Source organism: Nostoc flagelliforme FACHB-838 (assembly GCF_014698065.1).
In the GTDB taxonomy this organism is placed as follows: Bacteria; Cyanobacteriota; Cyanobacteriia; order Cyanobacteriales; family Nostocaceae; genus Nostoc; species Nostoc flagelliforme_B.
Genome location: NZ_JACJSI010000023.1, coordinates 1 through 15,613 on the forward strand (window position 1 = coordinate 1; position 15,613 = coordinate 15,613).

Here is a 15,613-nt window from a genome sequence, read left to right on the forward strand (position 1 = left end):
CCCTTACCTTGTACCTGGATAAGTGCTTACCAGAATCCTATCTAATTAAGCTCCATAAGCTTTACAGTGCATTAATTCCTCTTCTAGCTTTTTAAATCAGCGAACCGACCGAATAATGACAATATCCATTGAATTGCAAGAATTGTGGCGATCGCTACCCCAATTAACTGTGGTCGCAGCGTCCAATCTCGTGTATTAATTCCCAAGACTAGGAACAAGCCAAGAAATAAAATCTGATAATCTCGTATATCTTTTAGCAACATTAACCCTAAATTCAGGGATTACCCGTAGATTTTCACCAATTTAGGCGAGTAATTGCTCAAATAGTGTTGCTGTTACAGATTTTGTTACAAAACGACCTGCAAGTTCACACCTATGCCTTGATATTGCTTAGGATTTCAAGTTATGAGTACGAAGTTTAGTCTTTTGATAATTTGGCTAGAATATTGAGGCATTGTATGTATGCGGTGCGATGTCTACGACGGGCTACGCCTACGCGGTTTCGCAAGCAACACCTACAAAAAGTTGTCAGCAGATAAACGCAAAATGCAACTAGCTTCCCTGTTTCCAATTTTTTACAGCATTCTCCAGCCCAGTTTTCCCAACTGCCTTTGGGCTGGAAATTCTCATACTAAAGCGATCGCACTTACATTCGATGATGGGCCCCATCCTCAATACACACCCGAAGTCTTAGCAGTGTTAGACCGTTATAACGTTACAGCGAGTTTTTTTTGGTTGGGTGTTTGCGTCAACCGTTCACCAGCCATTGCTAAAGCGGTTAGCGATCGCGGACACTGGATCGGATTGCATGGTTACGATCATCGCTCTTTTCCCATGCTTTCCCCAAATGAATTGAAGGACAGTTTAGAAAAAACCCAAGTTGCCATTTACAATGCCTGCAACCTGCAACCCGAACAAGTGCGAGATGTCCGCCCCCCCAATGGTTTATTTACACCTGCTACTTTAAAATTGTTTTTTCAGTGGAATTACCGTCCAGTTATGTGGAGCGTTGTACCAGAAGATTGGGTGCGGCCAGGTGTCACTACAGTGGTACAGCGAATTATGCAGCAGGTTAAAAATGGTTCGCTGATTGTTTTGCATGATGGCGCTTGCGGTGGAGAAGATGTTGCTGCCACAATTAAAATTCTCATTCCGCAACTGCTACAACAAGGTTATGAGTTTGTAACTGTTGATACTCTATGGCAGCAAGCTAAGGGAGACTAAATGGGGATTTAGGCAACTTGTTGGGAGGATTTCAATATAAATTATGGCAAAGCATTTTCCTATCATTGAGATTCCCCCAGATGCTCCTGAGGATACTGAGGATTTGGGAACAAAAGAAAAGTTCTGGTTCCATCATCAGGATTTAGGTCTGTGTCTTTACAAAAAAGCTAGACCGAATACAGGAGAAGATTGGTCAGAGAAGATTGCATCTGAGTTGTCCGATTTACTAGAGCTACCCCATGCTGATTATGAACTAGCTACATTTAATAGCGAGCGAGGGACTCTCAAGGCGGTTGATGCGTTTCGTGAAGCTCAACAGCGCCATCCAAATGCAGCCAGAGTATGGTTAAATAATTTAGCAAGGGTGTCAAGCAATGATACGTTAGATATTTTTAAGCGTATCCCATCAGAACGCATATCGCAAACAGCAATTGAATTTGCACAGAAAATATTAGAATTCAATCAAAGCAGGCTACTGAAACTGCAAGACACCCTACTATGAAAACATTATTTTTAGCTTGGCAAGATCCAAAAAGTCGTGCTTGGTTTCCCATTGGTCGATTAACCTTTGATGATATTAAATACCAGTTTGTTTACACGTATGGTGCTAGAGAAGCTCAAGTAAAGTGCGGGTTTCAACCATTGATCTCTTTTCCAGACTTAAAGGAAGTATACACATCGATTGAATTGTTTCCCTTGTTCTCCAATCGATTAATGCGACGTTCTCGCCCAGATTATAAAAATTATATTGAGTGGCTAAATATCCCTCAGCATGAGGACGAGCCAATTACTATTCTTGCTCGTAGTGGTGGACGCAAAACTACGGATAATTTTGAAGTTTTCCCCTGTCCAGAGCCAGATGACAATGGTTTATACCATATCCATTTTTTTGCACACGGAGTGCGGCACTTTCCCGCTTGTGCAATAGAACGGATTAATCAATTACAAACGGGTGAACTCTTATATTTAGCTAACGAATTTCAAAATCCCCATGACCCGCGTGCATTGCTCTTATGTACTGAAGATCATTACATGGTAGGTTATTGCCCTCGGTATATTGTGGATGATGTTTTTAAACTCAAAAACCAAAATTCAGAACTTGTAAAAGTATATGTTGAGCGGGTTAATCCTGTACCAACACCTCTCCAACTACGGTTATTGTGTAATATGACCGCAGAATGGCATGAGGATTTTCGTCCATTTTCTAGCCGGGAGTATCAGCCTCTGGTGGCTGATATCCCAGTGGCTTATGTTAGTTCCTAGAGTTGATGTGTGGCGAGAAAAGCTTCGACTTCAGCAGCAGTCGGTTGAGAAGCGATCGCACCTGCTTTAATGGTAGTCAATGCTCCAACAGCACTGGCATAAGTGACAATACGTTTTGCTGTTTCTGCATCCCGCAAGCTGTGAATGCCATGCTGACTCAATTGATGGATGAATCCTGCCAAAAAGCTATCTCCTGCACCAGTTGTATCAACAACAGGGATGGAAAACGAGGGTAATTTGCCTTCGTTCTCACCCAGACAATAGGTACAACCGTTTTCTCCATCTGTCACTAATACTCCTTCAATTGAAGCTAGACGATAAGTGATGGCTCCGGGGTCTGCGGTTTCAAATAGCCATTCAGCTTCTTCTTTGGAGAGTTTAAGAAAATCAACTCGCTTAAATAATTCTGGAATTTTTTGATGAGCGATATTTGGCTCATCCCAAAATACAGGACGCCAGTTGACATCCAGCACAATCTTCAAGTCGTAATGTTCTGCTAACTCTAGAGCGCGGTGAATTGCTTTTTCACTTTCAGGATAAGCTAATTCCAAAGTACCCAAAACCAGAAAATCTGCCTCTTGAAAGAGCGAATTTGGCAATTGTTTAGCTTGCAGGTGAGTATCGGCAAATTCTGCGGTATCATACTGACCAAATCCGGCAAAGGTGCGATCGCCAGCCATGTCTCGTGTAACATAAACTTGCCGCGTTGGTGCTGTGGGATGACGTTGTACCCCCGTAGTCTCTACACCTACATCTTGTAATAGCTTGGCCAATGCATTCCCTGGTTCATCTTCGCCAACGGCTCCGATAAATCCTGCTGAGGTACCCAGCTTGACTAAAGCACAGGCTACGTTAGCTGGTGCCCCTCCTGGGTAGGGAGTCCAAGATTTCACTTCTTCCAGCTTTAGCCCTAATTGATCGGCTAAACAATCAAACAAAATTTCACCAAGGCATAAAACACGGGGATTGCTCATCTCATTTTCAGTTTTAGATTTCGATTTGGAATTAGGAATTTACAGTATAAAATCTACAGCAATTTCTGCTTATCTGTCGCCAGTTCTTCATAGAATTAAATGGCAATTTTTACTACCTATATAATATATATGCTTCTAATCTTTGCTAATTTTAGCTAAGTGCTTAGACGATAGATTTGTTATATTGAGCTATATTTACTACTTTAAACACTGGATGGTTTATTATTGATGCCAACTTGAAATCCAAAGAAAATATTGACAATCACATTACTGTTAACACTTGAAACCCCTACCAAGAAAAGAATCTTCTAGAATTAGAAAGAGCGATTAAGTACATATACCAAGGGAGGATAGAAATAGTCATGGCTGGTGGCAAGTCTGAGACCCCCGTTAGTCTGTCAGACAGAGAACTGCAAATTATCGACTTAGTAGCCGCTGGCTTAACTAACCAAGAGATTGCAGGAAAACTGGAGATTAGCAAGCGTACAGTTGATAACCATATCAGTAATATTCTTACTAAGACTGAGACAGAAAATCGAGTAGCCCTTGTCCGCTGGGCTTTACAGTGGGGCAAAGTCTGTTTGAATGATGTCAATTGCTGTACTCTGCCTAACCAGATCGAATAAGCAATTTACTATTAGCAATGTAATTGCTCTGTCCTGGTATGGTAACAAGCCAATTTTGAGGTTTACTGATTGTTCCCCTTTTCACGCCTAAGTTTTCAGTGTGAACACTCTACCAAAAGTTCCGAGTCCTTCACTCAGCTGGAGTTTATGTTAGTGGAGCCAGCTGACCCTCGGACTCGGAAACTAAAAATTCAGAATTTCTTTGGGGGCTGGGGATTGGGGATTAGGGACTAGGGACTGGGGACTGGGGAGAAGCATCTACAATGCCCCATGACGCCACTTGCTTCTCCTGTTGGAGACGCTACGCGAACAAGTCGGCACCGCCCAACGCAGTGGCTCCCCAATGCCCCAACTCAACAATCATCTACAAAAATTAGCAACAATTCAGTGGTGCAAGCGTTACATTTGAAAGAAATCCATATTACCCCATCAGCTTTGGGAGCAGTGTTCCAATGAATACTTCCGCTTCTTCTCAGGATAGTTCGTCTCCCTTTGAATTTTTTAACTTTGGTTTTACGTCACTTGTATCTGAGAAAGTTCCGAGTCTTGAAGAGCGATTTTCAGAGTTTCCGCAATCCACACAAGATGCCGACTTACTCAGACAGCTATCGTTTATTCCAGGGTTGAAAGAAATTTTGATGCTGCGGCAGGTTCACGCTTTAGAGCATGCCACTGTTTGGGTTCTTAGCGAATCAAAAAGTGCCTATCCTGCCACTGGAGAAGCCACTAACGTTCAACTAGATAATGAACTGTTAGGCGGTTTGTCAACCGAGCAAGGATTCTACCTCTATGGTGAGGTAAATATTAGTGATTTGCGGCGTGCGATCGCACTTGCTCGACATCGCATCACTAGTGGAGAATGGGATTTGGCTGTACATCCCCGTTGTGGCACAAATTTATCAGTAGCAATGCTTTTAACAGCTGGACTAGCTGTGGGTGTACATCTGTTACTACCATTTCGACCAATTGAGCAACTTATAGGTTTAGGGTTAGCAGCCACGACAGCCGCAGAACTTGCACCTGATTTAGGTTTTATGGCACAGCGTTATCTAACAACTGCAATTCCTTTTAACCTAGCAATTGAAAATATTACCCGTACACGCGACGTTTGGGGGCGTGAGGCACATTTTGTTAAAGTGGCCTGGCAAGAGTAATCTTATGGAATCAAAACCACGTACCTTCAAAGAAACTGCTAAAGAAACAACTCTACTGTTTTCAGGGGGCGCTGGCGCTGGACTAATCATCTTTGCCCTGTTCGGCGGCTTATGGCACGTCACTCATTTTTGGTGGGTGATGGCAGTAACTACAATTTTCTGCGGTTTATTAGCCGTAGTGTTCCATCAAAACTTTCAGAAGATGTTAGATACTTTGATGGATAATGCTCCCTGGATATAGGAACACGAGGTTAAATATTTCCTTAAAAATTATGAGGAAACTTTACTTTTTACTGCCCGGTACAGATGGCAAATTTGCTTGTGGTGGTCTTTGGGCTGAGTTAAAAGCCCTTAATCTGGTTCAGCAGTTTTGTAGTGCTGATGTTGTAACTTACCGTCAACGGGAAAAAGATAAACTTTTTCTTGATGATTTGCTAAAAGAAAAAAATTTAAATGATGTAATTTTTGTTATCAGTTGGGGATTTGATATAGCTCAACTCGTGGCTAAACTTAAGCAATACAATGTAGTTTACCATGCACACAGTGCAGGTTATCCATTTAGGCTGCCTGCGAGTATTCCGATAATCACTGTTAGCCGTTATACAATGGGATACTGGGGAGAGAAATCACCCAATTCTTTGATTTACTATTTGCCCAATCAGATTTCTGATGAATTTCAAAATTTAGGGCAGGAACGGGATATTGATGTTTTAGTTCAGGTTCGCAAGTCTTCTGAATATTTAATGAAAGAATTGATTCTAGCGTTGCAAAAACGTTGTAAAGTATTGGTTGTCGATTCATATATAGAGGATTTACCTGGACTATTCAACCGAGCTAAGGTTTACCTATATGATTCGGCTGAATACTGGGCGCAACAGCGTGTTAGCGAAGGATTTGGTTTACAACCAATGGAAGCTCTTGCTTGTGGTTGTCAAGTATTTTCTAGTGTCAATGGTGGACTAGCTGATTACTTAGATCCTGGATTTAATTGCTATAAAATTGCTGGATATTCTCAAGAATATGATGTCCAACGTGTTCTCAAAGTGATTGATTCTTCAGTAGCTATTAATTTATCTGAAGAGTTTTTGGCTGAATATCGGACTGAAAATATTATTAAGCGTTTCCAAGTTATTCTGGATGAGTTAAATGAGTTTTTTGACCATAAAATACAGCAGCCATCTAATATTAAGAGTTTAACGAGAATCCGTGTGGCAAAATTACTTGCTCAGAAAATATATGGGAAGCTGAGAAAGAAATATTTTAAGTAATAGGAACGTAGACGCGTAGAGGCTTGCCGCAGGCTACCGCAGAGGCGCTGATAACACAAAAAGAAGAGAGGAAATTGGATGATTCGGCGGTTATTAGTTACTGGGGGTGCAGGGTTTATTGGGGCGAACTTCGTCCATCATTGGTGTAAGGTTTATCCAGAAGATCGGGTGGTGGTGTTGGATGCGCTTACCTACGCGGGAAATCGTTTGAATTTGGCGCTGGTTGAGGGAATAGAGAATTTTCGGTTTGTAGAAGGGGATATTTGCGATCGCACCATCATAGATGAGCTATTATCAACAGAAAATATTGATACCATCGCCCATTTTGCCGCAGAATCTCATGTTGATCGTTCTATTCTTGGACCGGCTGCTTTTGTACAAACTAATGTGGTGGGAACTTTCACCCTGCTAGAAGCTTTTCGACAACATTGGGAAGCAAAAGGCAAGCCATTTGATTATCGTTTCTTACACGTTTCTACAGATGAAGTTTACGGTAGCTTGGGCGCAGATGATGCAGCTTTTTGTGAAACTACACCTTACGCTCCCAATAGTCCCTATTCAGCCTCAAAAGCTGGTAGCGATCATTTAGTGCGTGCTTATTATCATACTTATCAACTTCCAACTATCATCACAAATTGCTCTAATAATTATGGGCCTTATCAGTTTCCTGAAAAGCTAATTTCCTTGATGTGTATCAACACTTTAATAGGGAAACCATTACCTGTTTATGGTGATGGTAAAAATGTGCGCGATTGGCTTTATGTGGGCGATCATTGCCGTGCTTTAGATGTGGTAATTAATCATGGTCAGCCAGGAGAAACATATAATATTGGTGGCAATAATGAGGTGGAAAATATTAACCTAGTTCAACTTTTGTGTCAAATGATGGATGAATTAGCACCTGATTTACCAGTGCATCCAGCCAAGCAGTTGATTACTTTTGTTAAGGATAGGCAGGGACACGATCGGAGATATGCAATTAATGCGAACAAAATTAAAACTCAGCTTGGTTGGACACCTTCAGTAACAATTGCTGAGGGTTTACGTTTAACAGTTGAATGGTATCTCAATCATCGTGATTGGTGGGAACCTCTACTGTCTGCGGAATATCAAGCTTACTATCGCAAAAATTATTTGTAGAATCAGCTAAAACGGCTATATCGCTAATTTACCATACACGGGCAACGACGCGCAAGGATGCCAACAACGTGCTGTAATCATTGTTGTCTGCGTATTCCTGAAATATCTCGGTTAAATAATCGTCGATTTTTTCTAGGTGCTTACGAAAGTATTCTTCTTCAAATTCATCGAGTGTTCTCAGTTTTCTCACGGTTTAGCTACTCTTTTGTCAAAAAATTATCAGGCTCCCACAATTTCTGTAGATAATGACTATCCTTGAATATAAGGGAATCAGATCAACGTAAATTGTCAGCAGGTGTCAGATGCTGCAACCAGAACAGATATTACAAGATCGTTATCAAATTCAGCGTCAACTCGGCAACAATGGAATTCGTCAAACTTGGCTAGCATTGGATTTACAAGCCTCTGATGACGAAAATTCGACCGTTGTAGTCAAACTTTTGGCCTTTGGCGGTACTGTGCAGTGGGATGACTTAAAACTTTTTGAGAGGGAAGCACAAATTCTTAAACAGCTAAATCATTCGCGCATCCCCCAATACATAGATTATTTTTGTATTGACGATCGCACACTCTGGTTTGGCTTAATACAAGAATATATCCCTGGTGAGTCGCTTAAGGAAAAACTTGCTATTGGCAAAAGATTTAGTGAAAAACAAGCTAAAAAAATTGCTGTTGAGATTTTAAATATTCTCACGTATCTACATGAGTTGAATCCAGGTGTGTTGCATAGAGATATCAAACCGAGTAATTTAATCTGGGGCGAAGATAATCGGATTTATTTAGTTGATTTTGGCGCAGTTCAGGATAAAGCAGCAAAAGAAGGCGTTACTTTTACCGTTGTAGGGACTTATGGTTATGCCCCAATGGAACAATTTGGTGGTCGAGCAGTTGCGGCTTCAGACCTTTATGCACTGAGTGCGACTCTAATTCATTTGTTAACTGGAACTTCCCCTTCTGATTTACCCCAGCAGGATTTGCGGCTGCAATTTACTGACCGAGTTAACTTGAGTCCTAGTTTTGTCAGCTGGTTACAAAAGTTGATAGAACCCGCTCCCGAACAACGATTTACTAACGCACGCGAAGCGCTAAGTACTCTCAAATCTGGTTTGGCTGTCAAATCTGCAAACAAGAATCAGCTTTTGCCGTTAAAAGAAATAATCAACAATTCTGGATGCGGAATCAATAATTACAACGAAACAGTTCCAGAAGAAATTCTCGGTTGGAATTGGGGCGCATTTCTGATGCCTTGGTTGTGGATGTGGCCGAATCAGGTGTGGTATGGGCTATTCTCTTTTGTACCTCATGGTTGGTGGTTAATGGCGATCGCACTTGGTTCTAAAGGCAATGAATGGGCTTGGAAAAGTAGACCGTGGCGCAGTATTGAACAATTCAAAGCACATCAAAGAGGCTGGGCGATCGCTGGTATTCTAATTGGAGCGCCTATTAGTATTATGTTGTGGATTCGAGCGATCGTCGTTGTACTCAAATTTGTATTTTAAGTAGAAGCGCACATCTGTGCGCCCCTACTCTATCTCTAACTACTAACTTGCGATTCAACTACACCAACGGGACAAGATACGTTTGTCCCTCCTAAACCACAATACCCATTGGGATTTTTAGCCAGGTATTGCTGATGGTAAGCTTCAGCGTAGTAGAATTCCGGCGCATCCAAGATTTCTGTAGTAATCTTGCCATAACCTGCATCGTTGAGAGCTTGCTGATAAGCTTCCCGCGATGCTTCTGCTAGCTGCTTTTGATTTTCGGAATATACATAAATTCCCGAACGGTATTGAGTGCCAGCATCATTACCTTGGCGCATCCCTTGGGTAGGATTGTGGCTTTCCCAGAAGACTTTGAGCAGTTCAGCAAAACTAATCACTTTGGGATCAAACACAACCAACACCACTTCATTGTGACCGGTTCGCCCACTACATACCTCTTCATAAGTGGGGTTGGGTGTGAAACCAGCAGCGTAACCCACTGCTGTGGTGTAAACTCCTTTAAGTTGCCAGAATTTGCGTTCTGCACCCCAAAAACAGCCCAAGCCAAAAATTGCCTTCTCTAATCCATTGGGATAAGGAGGTTTTAAGGGATTCTTGTTGACATAATGAGCTGCGGGTACTGACATAGATTGTGCCCTTCCTGACAAAGCTTCTTCAGGCGTGGGCATAACTGACTTTTTGCCAAATCCGAATAGTCCCATTTGATTTTGACTCTGATATATATCTTTACCTTATTTACTATTGTAAAGATTCTCGCGATCGCTTGGGGTTTTCTCAGAATCCTAACTGGGCTGTGTTGACCTTGTGGCGCTAGTCCATGCTATTCATCAATGTTATGAATACTTTTCAAGGGTAAATTGGCTTCAGAAGATACTCATGGATAAAATACCAAAAATTGACCGTCAAAGGGAGCATCAAGCGAACGAACGTACTTTTCTTGCTTGGCTACGCACTTCTATTGCATTGATTAGCTTTGGTTTTGCTATTGCCCGATTTGGTATATTTCTGCGCCAGTTGAATATTGCGATTACTCAACAAGAACCTCCGGTAAATCCATTATCCAATTCGGAAAATTTGGGTTTGGTTTTGGTAATTTCTGGCATTTTGACTGTTGCGTTAGCTGCGTGGCGATACAATCAAGTTTTCTGGCAAATTGAACGAGCAGATTATAAACCAAATAGGTTAATGGTTTGGATAATGACCGGAGTAGTAATTATTTTGGGACTTCTCAGTATTCCTTTGCTCTTAAGGCGCGATCAAGTCCCCGCTCGTTCTCGTGTTTCAATTCAACCACAGTGCCGAAATTTGCAAAGATTAACCCTAAACCTTAATGTTAAAAAAGGGACAATTACTAATCAATACAAACAAATATTTTACAATAAAATCCCCGACTTCTTTAAGAAGTCGGGGATCTGAGCCTTAGTTAACAGTAGCTTCAGAAATAACTGTGACACAGGCATTGACTAAGGGTAACAGCGGCCCTAGTTGCTCTTGTCCATTTACGGCTAAATCGCTGTGACACAAATAAACTCTCTCGGATACACGAGAGAGTAAATCTGTCAAAATTCTTCGCAGTCTTTGTTCTTCTGCCAATTTTTCATCTTCTGCTGTCCAAGGTTCGCCTAACCTATCTCGCAGGAAAAACGGCGCACCGAACAAAGTTGCTGCGCCACCTTTGGCCCATAGAGGCGAACCAGCATCCAGCCAAAAATGCCACTGGTGCGATCGCCTACTAGATCGATATTGAAATATAGTTGCTAAGGTGACAGCCTTTCTCGCTCCACCGATGGGGCGCACAGGGTAAGGGTTGGCGGTAATCGTACCACGTCGCAGTAGTTGAATGAATTCGATAATAGTTGTGTGAGGTGTTGTCTCAACTGGGGCAATTTGTCGTAATCTGGTGTCAATTTCCCAGTAATGTTGGGCGGTTTCTAATAATTCCCGCAGTGCTGCTAGTTGTTCGTAGGGGAGATTACTACCATTCCACAAAAAGCGCTGAATTGCTCTGTCTAACAGGGAAATGGGACTGGGAATTAAGCGCAGTTCTTGTTGCGATCGCTGCTGTTCTAACCACTCTAATATCTTACTATAGGCTGTAGTTGCTGCATAGCCGATTCGATCCCAGCGTTCGAAGGCTGACACTGGTAGCAAGTTGGGGCGATCGGGATGGGGTACAAAGCAGTAATCTGCAATCAAACCAGCGCGTACCGGATCAATATCAGTAGAGACGCGATTGATCGCGTCTGTAGACTTTTCTGGTGGTTGTTGTTTTCTACTCAAGACAACTAGCATTTCTGCCACGGCATCCCGATCTACTAGTCGTCCCAAACCGGGATAAACTAGTGCCAGCATGGTGAGTAATGCGCGAATGATGGGTGAACTAATTAGGGGACGTTGGTCATTAAGCGATTCTACTTGGATATTTTGTTTGACGAGGATTTCTACTAGAGTATAACGAGCGATCGCATCTAAACCTGGTGCAATAATTGCTACTTGTTCTGGTTGTACTTGTTGTGATTGAATGGCATTAGCAATTACTTCCGCTGTTTGCCGTAATAATTGGGCGCGGGAGGTGGTTTGAATTGAAGGCACTGTTTTTGGTAGGCTCAACAGTACCATCGGTTCTGTGACTAATTCCACCATTTGTTCAGTTAGTTGCTCACTAAGGGACTCTGGAGGCGGCCCGTTCAAGATTTCTACCTGACAACGCTCTGCTAACCCTTCTAGATAGTTCGGATCTGCTCCTAATCCCAATCGCACTGCACCATCGGGATTGTAAGTAAACGCCCCAACTGCGCTTTGATCTAATAACAACTCAAACAAAAGACGCGCTACGCTAGGATAATCATCAACATCATCCGCCAGTACCGCCTGATAACGTTTAGTTAAGTGCTGCTGGTAATTGCGATCGCTTAACAAGTACTGACTATAGAGTTCAGTAATAATGCCATAAGTTAATAACCCTCTCTCTAAACACCAGTTCCGCCAATCTAGCAGCAAAGATGCCAAAAATTCCGGCTCTAAGGTTGTACTATTTTCCCCCAGACCTCTTACCAAAATCTGGGCAATATCTTCGCAAGGCGTACCACTGTAAGCTGCTAATTGGAATAAATCGAGTATGCGACGCACCAAGCGAGATTCATTCACTCCCGCAACACGTAAAATTTCTTCGTCTAATTGGGGACGCCAGAGTTTAGTTGCTAATTCTTGTTCTGTTTCTGGTCGCAATCTTACCGGAAACTGTGCCTTCAGGTTCAAGGAGTTAATTAGCAACGGCCAAAATAAAATAACTTCATCCTGAAAAAAACCTAGTGGCGTCTTGGCCCGAACCGGATATTTACCCAAAGTAGACGTAACAATTATATCTCCTAACTCTCGGCGATTATCATCATTGGCAGCTAAGACTAAAACTCCCGGTTCTGTTTGTTTAAGATATAAAAATTCGGATACACGGCTAGCTTTTTTAAGTCCTGATTTTTTAGTATAAAATGATTCAGCGTATCTATTCTCAGGTTGTACCCAATTACAAAATTGCTCTACCAAGCGAGCCGTCTTACCACTACGGCTAGTGCCAACAATCCAAACCGAATGAGAAACCACAAACTTTCTCCTTGTAGATTTGCTAGTATACCTCGTGCGTTAACTTAAGGTTAAGAATTACCAAATAATGCTGGATGATTGTTTGCAATGAAAAACTCTGTTTTTAGTCAAAAAATCTATTCTTTCTTACTCGATAGTTACCGATGGTACTTACAGACTCCTGAACGTTGTTTACATCAAGCTTATGATGCAGCATTAAAGATTAAGGAAATTGAAGATAAACATTTCAATGGTAATAAAATAGACATTGACTCAGCCATGTACAGTAACAGTGTGATGGACTATTTTGAGTCAGACCTAAAAAAGCTATTAAAAACTGTAAGGATGCGGCTTACAGAGTTGAAAGCAAGCCGTTGGTTTTTAAATGAAGAGAATCAAAAAGCTGCTGAGAAAGTGGGTATAGAGCATCCAAGTCCTTCTTTCGTTTTGGAAAAGCTAAATTTCATCGATCAAGTTACATCAAAATACACAACAATTTCTGATCAAAGAACTTCCAAAGCTTTAGTAGCTATACCTCCAAACTTACCAGTTGAGCCTGTGATATCTGACGGGAATTCACTAATTGTCAATACTCCGACGTTACCACCCAAAATACCAATTAAAGATCCGGATAATAAATCAAAAGTAAAGCGTAAAGCCGATACACTGGGCGTTTTGCCTCGCTCTATTTTAAGTACTATCAGTCGTCTGCAAGTTGAATTAGACCCTAATTCTGAACAAGACGTAATTCAGACTTTTCGTCAAACTCAAAGAAGAACAATAATATCTATCAGGTTTATTTTACTATTAATCATCATACCACTTTTGACGCATCAGATAGCAAAAGCTTTTGTAGTCGGCCCCATTATTGATAGGTTTAGAAACACTGAAGAAATACAAATATTCCTCAATTCAGAAATGGAAGAGGAAGCGCTTGTAGAACTACAAAGATTTGAAGAAAAGCTCAAATTTGAAAATTTAATTATCAAAGCTCCTCCACTGTTACCTGAGCAAATTGAAACTGAAATGAAAAAGAGGGCTACTGAGCTTGCATTAGAGTTTCGCAGCGAAAGCTCTAATGCAATCAAAAATGTTTTTGCAGATATTTTCTCAGTAGTTGCTTTTATTTGGCTTTTGGTCGTCAGCAAGTCTTCTATTACTGTGCTAAAAGATTTTTTCGATCATATTGTCTATGGACTTAGCGATAGTGCCAAGGCATTTATCATTATTTTGTTTACTGATATATTCGTAGGATTTCACTCTCCTCATGGCTGGGAAGTACTTCTAGAAGGTGTATCACGTCATTGGGGATTACCAGCAAATAGAGATTTTATCTTCTTATTTATTGCTACATTCCCAGTGATTTTAGATACCATATTTAAATACTGGATATTCCGATATTTGAATCGAATATCGCCTTCCGCAGTTGCTACTTATCGTAATATGAATGAATAGAGGATTGGGAACTGGCGATTAGGAATAATTTTGGTGTTGTCAAACAATTAAAAATTATTTTTGACGTTTTATTGTTGAATTTGAGCGAGGTAAGATAGTATCAAAAATTTTGAATTTTGATGAAACATACGCTTGTTGGGTTAGGAAAATTTAACAAAGCTATTGCCATAAGTTTACCTGTGGTTTTGTCGATTTTACTGGTGCGGATGCAATCTTTAGCGCATCGGGAACTCATTTTGCCAGAATGTCGGGTGAAAAAGTGGGATATCCCAGTTTCTTTAACTGCTGAAAATCAAGATGCACTTACACAAAAGCAAAAAGTACCATTGATTCAGCGATTACCAGTTACTTGTTGTCAAGGTGATATCTCTTGTTTGGATGAAGTTTTATATGGAGAAATAGCAAATAAAAAGGCGCTGATGAGTGCGATCGCTCATAGTCTCCAATACCTGGAAACGGCTAATGCTAAGGCTGCTTATCAAAAGTATCCGGTGGTAGAGATTACGCGCGATCGCGTCATCAAAAGCTTAAAAAGATTCCGCGAACTCTTATTAAAAACTAATTCTGCAACAGAATTACATCAAGCCATTGAGCGGGAATTTGTTCTTTACCAGTCAGTCGGTAAAGATAATAAAGGTTCCGTTTTATTTACGGCCTATTATGAACCGCTTTACGCAGCCAGTCGCGTCCCCACAGCAGAATATCGTTATCCTGTTTATCGATTACCTCCTGATTTAAAATCTTGGAGTAAGCCTCATCCGACACGCGAAGAGTTAGAAGGAGCAGATGGTTTACAAAGCGCAAAAGGGAAATTGCGAGGATTAGAGTTGTTTTGGTTTCGCGATCGCTTCGAACCATATCTAGCTCAAATTCAAGGTTCGGCGAAACTTCAGCTTTCTGATGGTACTCAAACAACAATCGGTTATGCGGGTAATACTGCTTATAATTACAAAAGCATTGGACGAGAATTAGTGAATGATGGCAAATTACCGCTAGAAGGTGTAACTATGCCAATTATTCTCGACTATTTCCAACAGCATCCCCAAGAATTAAATATTTATATTCCGCGCGATCACAGCTTTGTTTTTTTTCAAGAAAATTACGGTCAGCCAGCGCAAGGTTCTATCAACGTACCATTAACAGCAGAGCGTTCTATTGCTACAGATAAGTCTCTTATGCCCCCTGGTGCTTTAGCGTTGATTCGCGCTTCCATTCCCTTTGTTAACCCTACCGGAAAAATGGAAGAGCGCATTATTAGCCGCTATGTTCTTGACCAAGATACCGGAGGTGCAATTAAAGGTGCAGGTAGGGTAGATTATTTTTTAGGTACTGGGAAATTAGCAGGCGATCGCGCTGGTGTAACAGTCAGCAATGGACAATTATTTTATCTATTACTTAAGTCCAAGAATTAAACATACTCGCATTTTA

Annotated in this window: 16 protein-coding genes and 2 pseudogenes; 13 read left to right on the forward strand and 5 right to left on the reverse strand. The window is 41.3% G+C overall.

Annotated features, from left to right (window positions below; translation table 11 throughout):
• Positions 1 to 113: 113 nt before the first annotated feature.
• Positions 114 to 263: pseudogene (locus tag H6G97_RS13830) on the reverse strand (Na+-transporting NADH:ubiquinone oxidoreductase, subunit NqrB); the annotation flags it as partial.
• A 283-nt stretch (positions 264 to 546) separates the two neighbouring features.
• On the opposite strand from H6G97_RS13830, the gene H6G97_RS13835 reads away from it, so the two are divergent.
• From H6G97_RS13835 to H6G97_RS13845, 3 genes are read left to right on the forward strand one after another with little or no spacing between them, the layout of a single operon-like run.
• On the forward strand, positions 547 to 1,224 hold the full coding sequence (locus H6G97_RS13835) for a polysaccharide deacetylase family protein (RefSeq protein WP_190941237.1): 678 nt from the start codon (positions 547 to 549) through the stop codon (positions 1,222 to 1,224).
• Positions 1,225 to 1,267: 43 nt separating this feature from the next.
• Positions 1,268 to 1,726: a hypothetical protein gene (locus tag H6G97_RS13840; protein WP_190941159.1), complete on the forward strand. Its 459-nt coding sequence runs from the start codon at positions 1,268 to 1,270 to the stop codon at positions 1,724 to 1,726.
• Positions 1,723 to 2,487, forward strand: coding sequence for an HIRAN domain-containing protein (locus tag H6G97_RS13845; protein WP_190941160.1), 765 nt, complete (start codon positions 1,723 to 1,725; stop codon positions 2,485 to 2,487). The genes H6G97_RS13840 and H6G97_RS13845 overlap by 4 nt, the downstream gene beginning before the upstream one ends.
• Here the strand turns inward: H6G97_RS13845 and H6G97_RS13850 are convergent.
• A complete protein-coding gene (locus H6G97_RS13850; protein WP_190941161.1) occupies positions 2,484 to 3,461 on the reverse strand; it encodes a carbohydrate kinase family protein in 978 nt (325 codons plus the stop codon). The genes H6G97_RS13845 and H6G97_RS13850 overlap by 4 nt on opposite strands.
• Positions 3,462 to 3,823: 362 nt before the next feature.
• Here H6G97_RS13850 and pedR point away from each other — a divergent pair, with 362 nt between their 5' ends.
• The 6 genes from pedR (at position 3,824) to rfbB (ending at position 7,649) form a co-directional block, all read left to right on the forward strand.
• Positions 3,824 to 4,087, forward strand: a complete 264-nt coding sequence (pedR, locus tag H6G97_RS13855) for a photosynthetic electron transport-dependent transcriptional regulator PedR (protein WP_069073632.1) — start codon at positions 3,824 to 3,826, stop codon at positions 4,085 to 4,087.
• Positions 4,088 to 4,357: 270 nt separating this feature from the next.
• A complete protein-coding gene (locus tag H6G97_RS13860; protein ID WP_190941162.1) occupies positions 4,358 to 4,543 on the forward strand; it encodes a hypothetical protein in 186 nt (61 codons plus the stop codon).
• Positions 4,540 to 5,241, forward strand: a complete 702-nt coding sequence (locus tag H6G97_RS13865; RefSeq protein ID WP_190941163.1) for a DUF6391 domain-containing protein — start codon at positions 4,540 to 4,542, stop codon at positions 5,239 to 5,241. Before H6G97_RS13860 ends, H6G97_RS13865 begins: the two co-directional genes overlap by 4 nt.
• Before the next feature lie 4 nt (positions 5,242 to 5,245).
• The gene (locus H6G97_RS13870; protein WP_190941164.1) at positions 5,246 to 5,482 is read left to right on the forward strand and encodes a hypothetical protein; all 237 of its coding nucleotides are present in this window, start codon (positions 5,246 to 5,248) and stop codon (positions 5,480 to 5,482) included.
• Between the two features lie 31 nt (positions 5,483 to 5,513).
• The gene (locus tag H6G97_RS13875) at positions 5,514 to 6,509 is read left to right on the forward strand and encodes a glycosyltransferase (RefSeq protein WP_190941165.1); all 996 of its coding nucleotides are present in this window, start codon (positions 5,514 to 5,516) and stop codon (positions 6,507 to 6,509) included.
• A gap of 78 nt (positions 6,510 to 6,587) precedes the next feature.
• Positions 6,588 to 7,649, forward strand: a complete 1,062-nt coding sequence (rfbB, locus tag H6G97_RS13880; protein WP_190941166.1) for a dTDP-glucose 4,6-dehydratase — start codon at positions 6,588 to 6,590, stop codon at positions 7,647 to 7,649.
• A 28-nt stretch (positions 7,650 to 7,677) separates the two neighbouring features.
• On the opposite strand, the gene H6G97_RS13885 is transcribed toward rfbB, so the two are convergent.
• The gene (locus tag H6G97_RS13885) at positions 7,678 to 7,839 is read right to left on the reverse strand and encodes a hypothetical protein (protein ID WP_190941167.1); all 162 of its coding nucleotides are present in this window, start codon (positions 7,837 to 7,839) and stop codon (positions 7,678 to 7,680) included.
• A gap of 112 nt (positions 7,840 to 7,951) precedes the next feature.
• Between H6G97_RS13885 and H6G97_RS13890 the strand changes: the two genes are divergently transcribed.
• Positions 7,952 to 9,148: a serine/threonine protein kinase gene (locus H6G97_RS13890; protein WP_190941168.1), complete on the forward strand. Its 1,197-nt coding sequence runs from the start codon at positions 7,952 to 7,954 to the stop codon at positions 9,146 to 9,148.
• Positions 9,149 to 9,183: 35 nt separating this feature from the next.
• Here the strand turns inward: H6G97_RS13890 and msrA are convergent, their stop codons facing one another.
• Complete coding sequence (gene msrA / locus H6G97_RS13895; protein ID WP_190941169.1) at positions 9,184 to 9,852, reverse strand: peptide-methionine (S)-S-oxide reductase MsrA; 669 nt, start codon at positions 9,850 to 9,852, stop codon at positions 9,184 to 9,186.
• A 175-nt stretch (positions 9,853 to 10,027) separates the two neighbouring features.
• Here msrA and H6G97_RS13900 point away from each other — a divergent pair.
• A pseudogene (locus tag H6G97_RS13900) lies at positions 10,028 to 10,462 on the forward strand (YidH family protein); the annotation flags it as partial.
• A gap of 108 nt (positions 10,463 to 10,570) precedes the next feature.
• Here the strand turns inward: H6G97_RS13900 and H6G97_RS13905 are convergent.
• A complete protein-coding gene (locus H6G97_RS13905) occupies positions 10,571 to 12,751 on the reverse strand; it encodes a PD-(D/E)XK nuclease family protein (RefSeq protein ID WP_190941171.1) in 2,181 nt (726 codons plus the stop codon).
• 87 nt (positions 12,752 to 12,838) lie between these two features.
• Here H6G97_RS13905 and H6G97_RS13910 point away from each other — a divergent pair, with 87 nt between their 5' ends.
• Both H6G97_RS13910 and mltA read left to right on the forward strand, forming a co-directional pair.
• A complete protein-coding gene (locus tag H6G97_RS13910) occupies positions 12,839 to 14,185 on the forward strand; it encodes a proton extrusion protein PcxA (RefSeq protein WP_422394184.1) in 1,347 nt (448 codons plus the stop codon).
• Positions 14,186 to 14,304: 119 nt separating this feature from the next.
• The gene (mltA, locus tag H6G97_RS13915) at positions 14,305 to 15,597 is read left to right on the forward strand and encodes a murein transglycosylase A (protein WP_190941173.1); all 1,293 of its coding nucleotides are present in this window, start codon (positions 14,305 to 14,307) and stop codon (positions 15,595 to 15,597) included.
• Positions 15,598 to 15,613 lie beyond the last annotated feature (16 nt).

What these genes read in the sequence shown, in the direction of transcription:
- H6G97_RS13835 (WP_190941237.1), top strand. Translation starts at nt 547, where the DNA reads ATGCAACTAGCTTCCCTGTTTCCAATTTTTTACAGCATTCTCCAGCCC.
- H6G97_RS13850 (WP_190941161.1), bottom strand. Translation starts at nt 3,461, where the DNA reads ATGAGCAATCCCCGTGTTTTATGCCTTGGTGAAATTTTGTTTGATTGT.
- H6G97_RS13870 (WP_190941164.1), top strand. Translation starts at nt 5,246, where the DNA reads ATGGAATCAAAACCACGTACCTTCAAAGAAACTGCTAAAGAAACAACT.
- H6G97_RS13890 (WP_190941168.1), top strand. Translation starts at nt 7,952, where the DNA reads ATGCTGCAACCAGAACAGATATTACAAGATCGTTATCAAATTCAGCGT.
- H6G97_RS13875 (WP_190941165.1), top strand. Translation starts at nt 5,514, where the DNA reads ATGAGGAAACTTTACTTTTTACTGCCCGGTACAGATGGCAAATTTGCT.
- H6G97_RS13860 (WP_190941162.1), top strand. Translation starts at nt 4,358, where the DNA reads ATGACGCCACTTGCTTCTCCTGTTGGAGACGCTACGCGAACAAGTCGG.
- pedR (WP_069073632.1), top strand. Translation starts at nt 3,824, where the DNA reads ATGGCTGGTGGCAAGTCTGAGACCCCCGTTAGTCTGTCAGACAGAGAA.
- mltA (WP_190941173.1), top strand. Translation starts at nt 14,305, where the DNA reads ATGAAACATACGCTTGTTGGGTTAGGAAAATTTAACAAAGCTATTGCC.
- H6G97_RS13910 (WP_422394184.1), top strand. Translation starts at nt 12,839, where the DNA reads ATGAAAAACTCTGTTTTTAGTCAAAAAATCTATTCTTTCTTACTCGAT.
- H6G97_RS13865 (WP_190941163.1), top strand. Translation starts at nt 4,540, where the DNA reads ATGAATACTTCCGCTTCTTCTCAGGATAGTTCGTCTCCCTTTGAATTT.
- H6G97_RS13840 (WP_190941159.1), top strand. Translation starts at nt 1,268, where the DNA reads ATGGCAAAGCATTTTCCTATCATTGAGATTCCCCCAGATGCTCCTGAG.
- rfbB (WP_190941166.1), top strand. Translation starts at nt 6,588, where the DNA reads ATGATTCGGCGGTTATTAGTTACTGGGGGTGCAGGGTTTATTGGGGCG.
- msrA (WP_190941169.1), bottom strand. Translation starts at nt 9,852, where the DNA reads ATGGGACTATTCGGATTTGGCAAAAAGTCAGTTATGCCCACGCCTGAA.
- H6G97_RS13845 (WP_190941160.1), top strand. Translation starts at nt 1,723, where the DNA reads ATGAAAACATTATTTTTAGCTTGGCAAGATCCAAAAAGTCGTGCTTGG.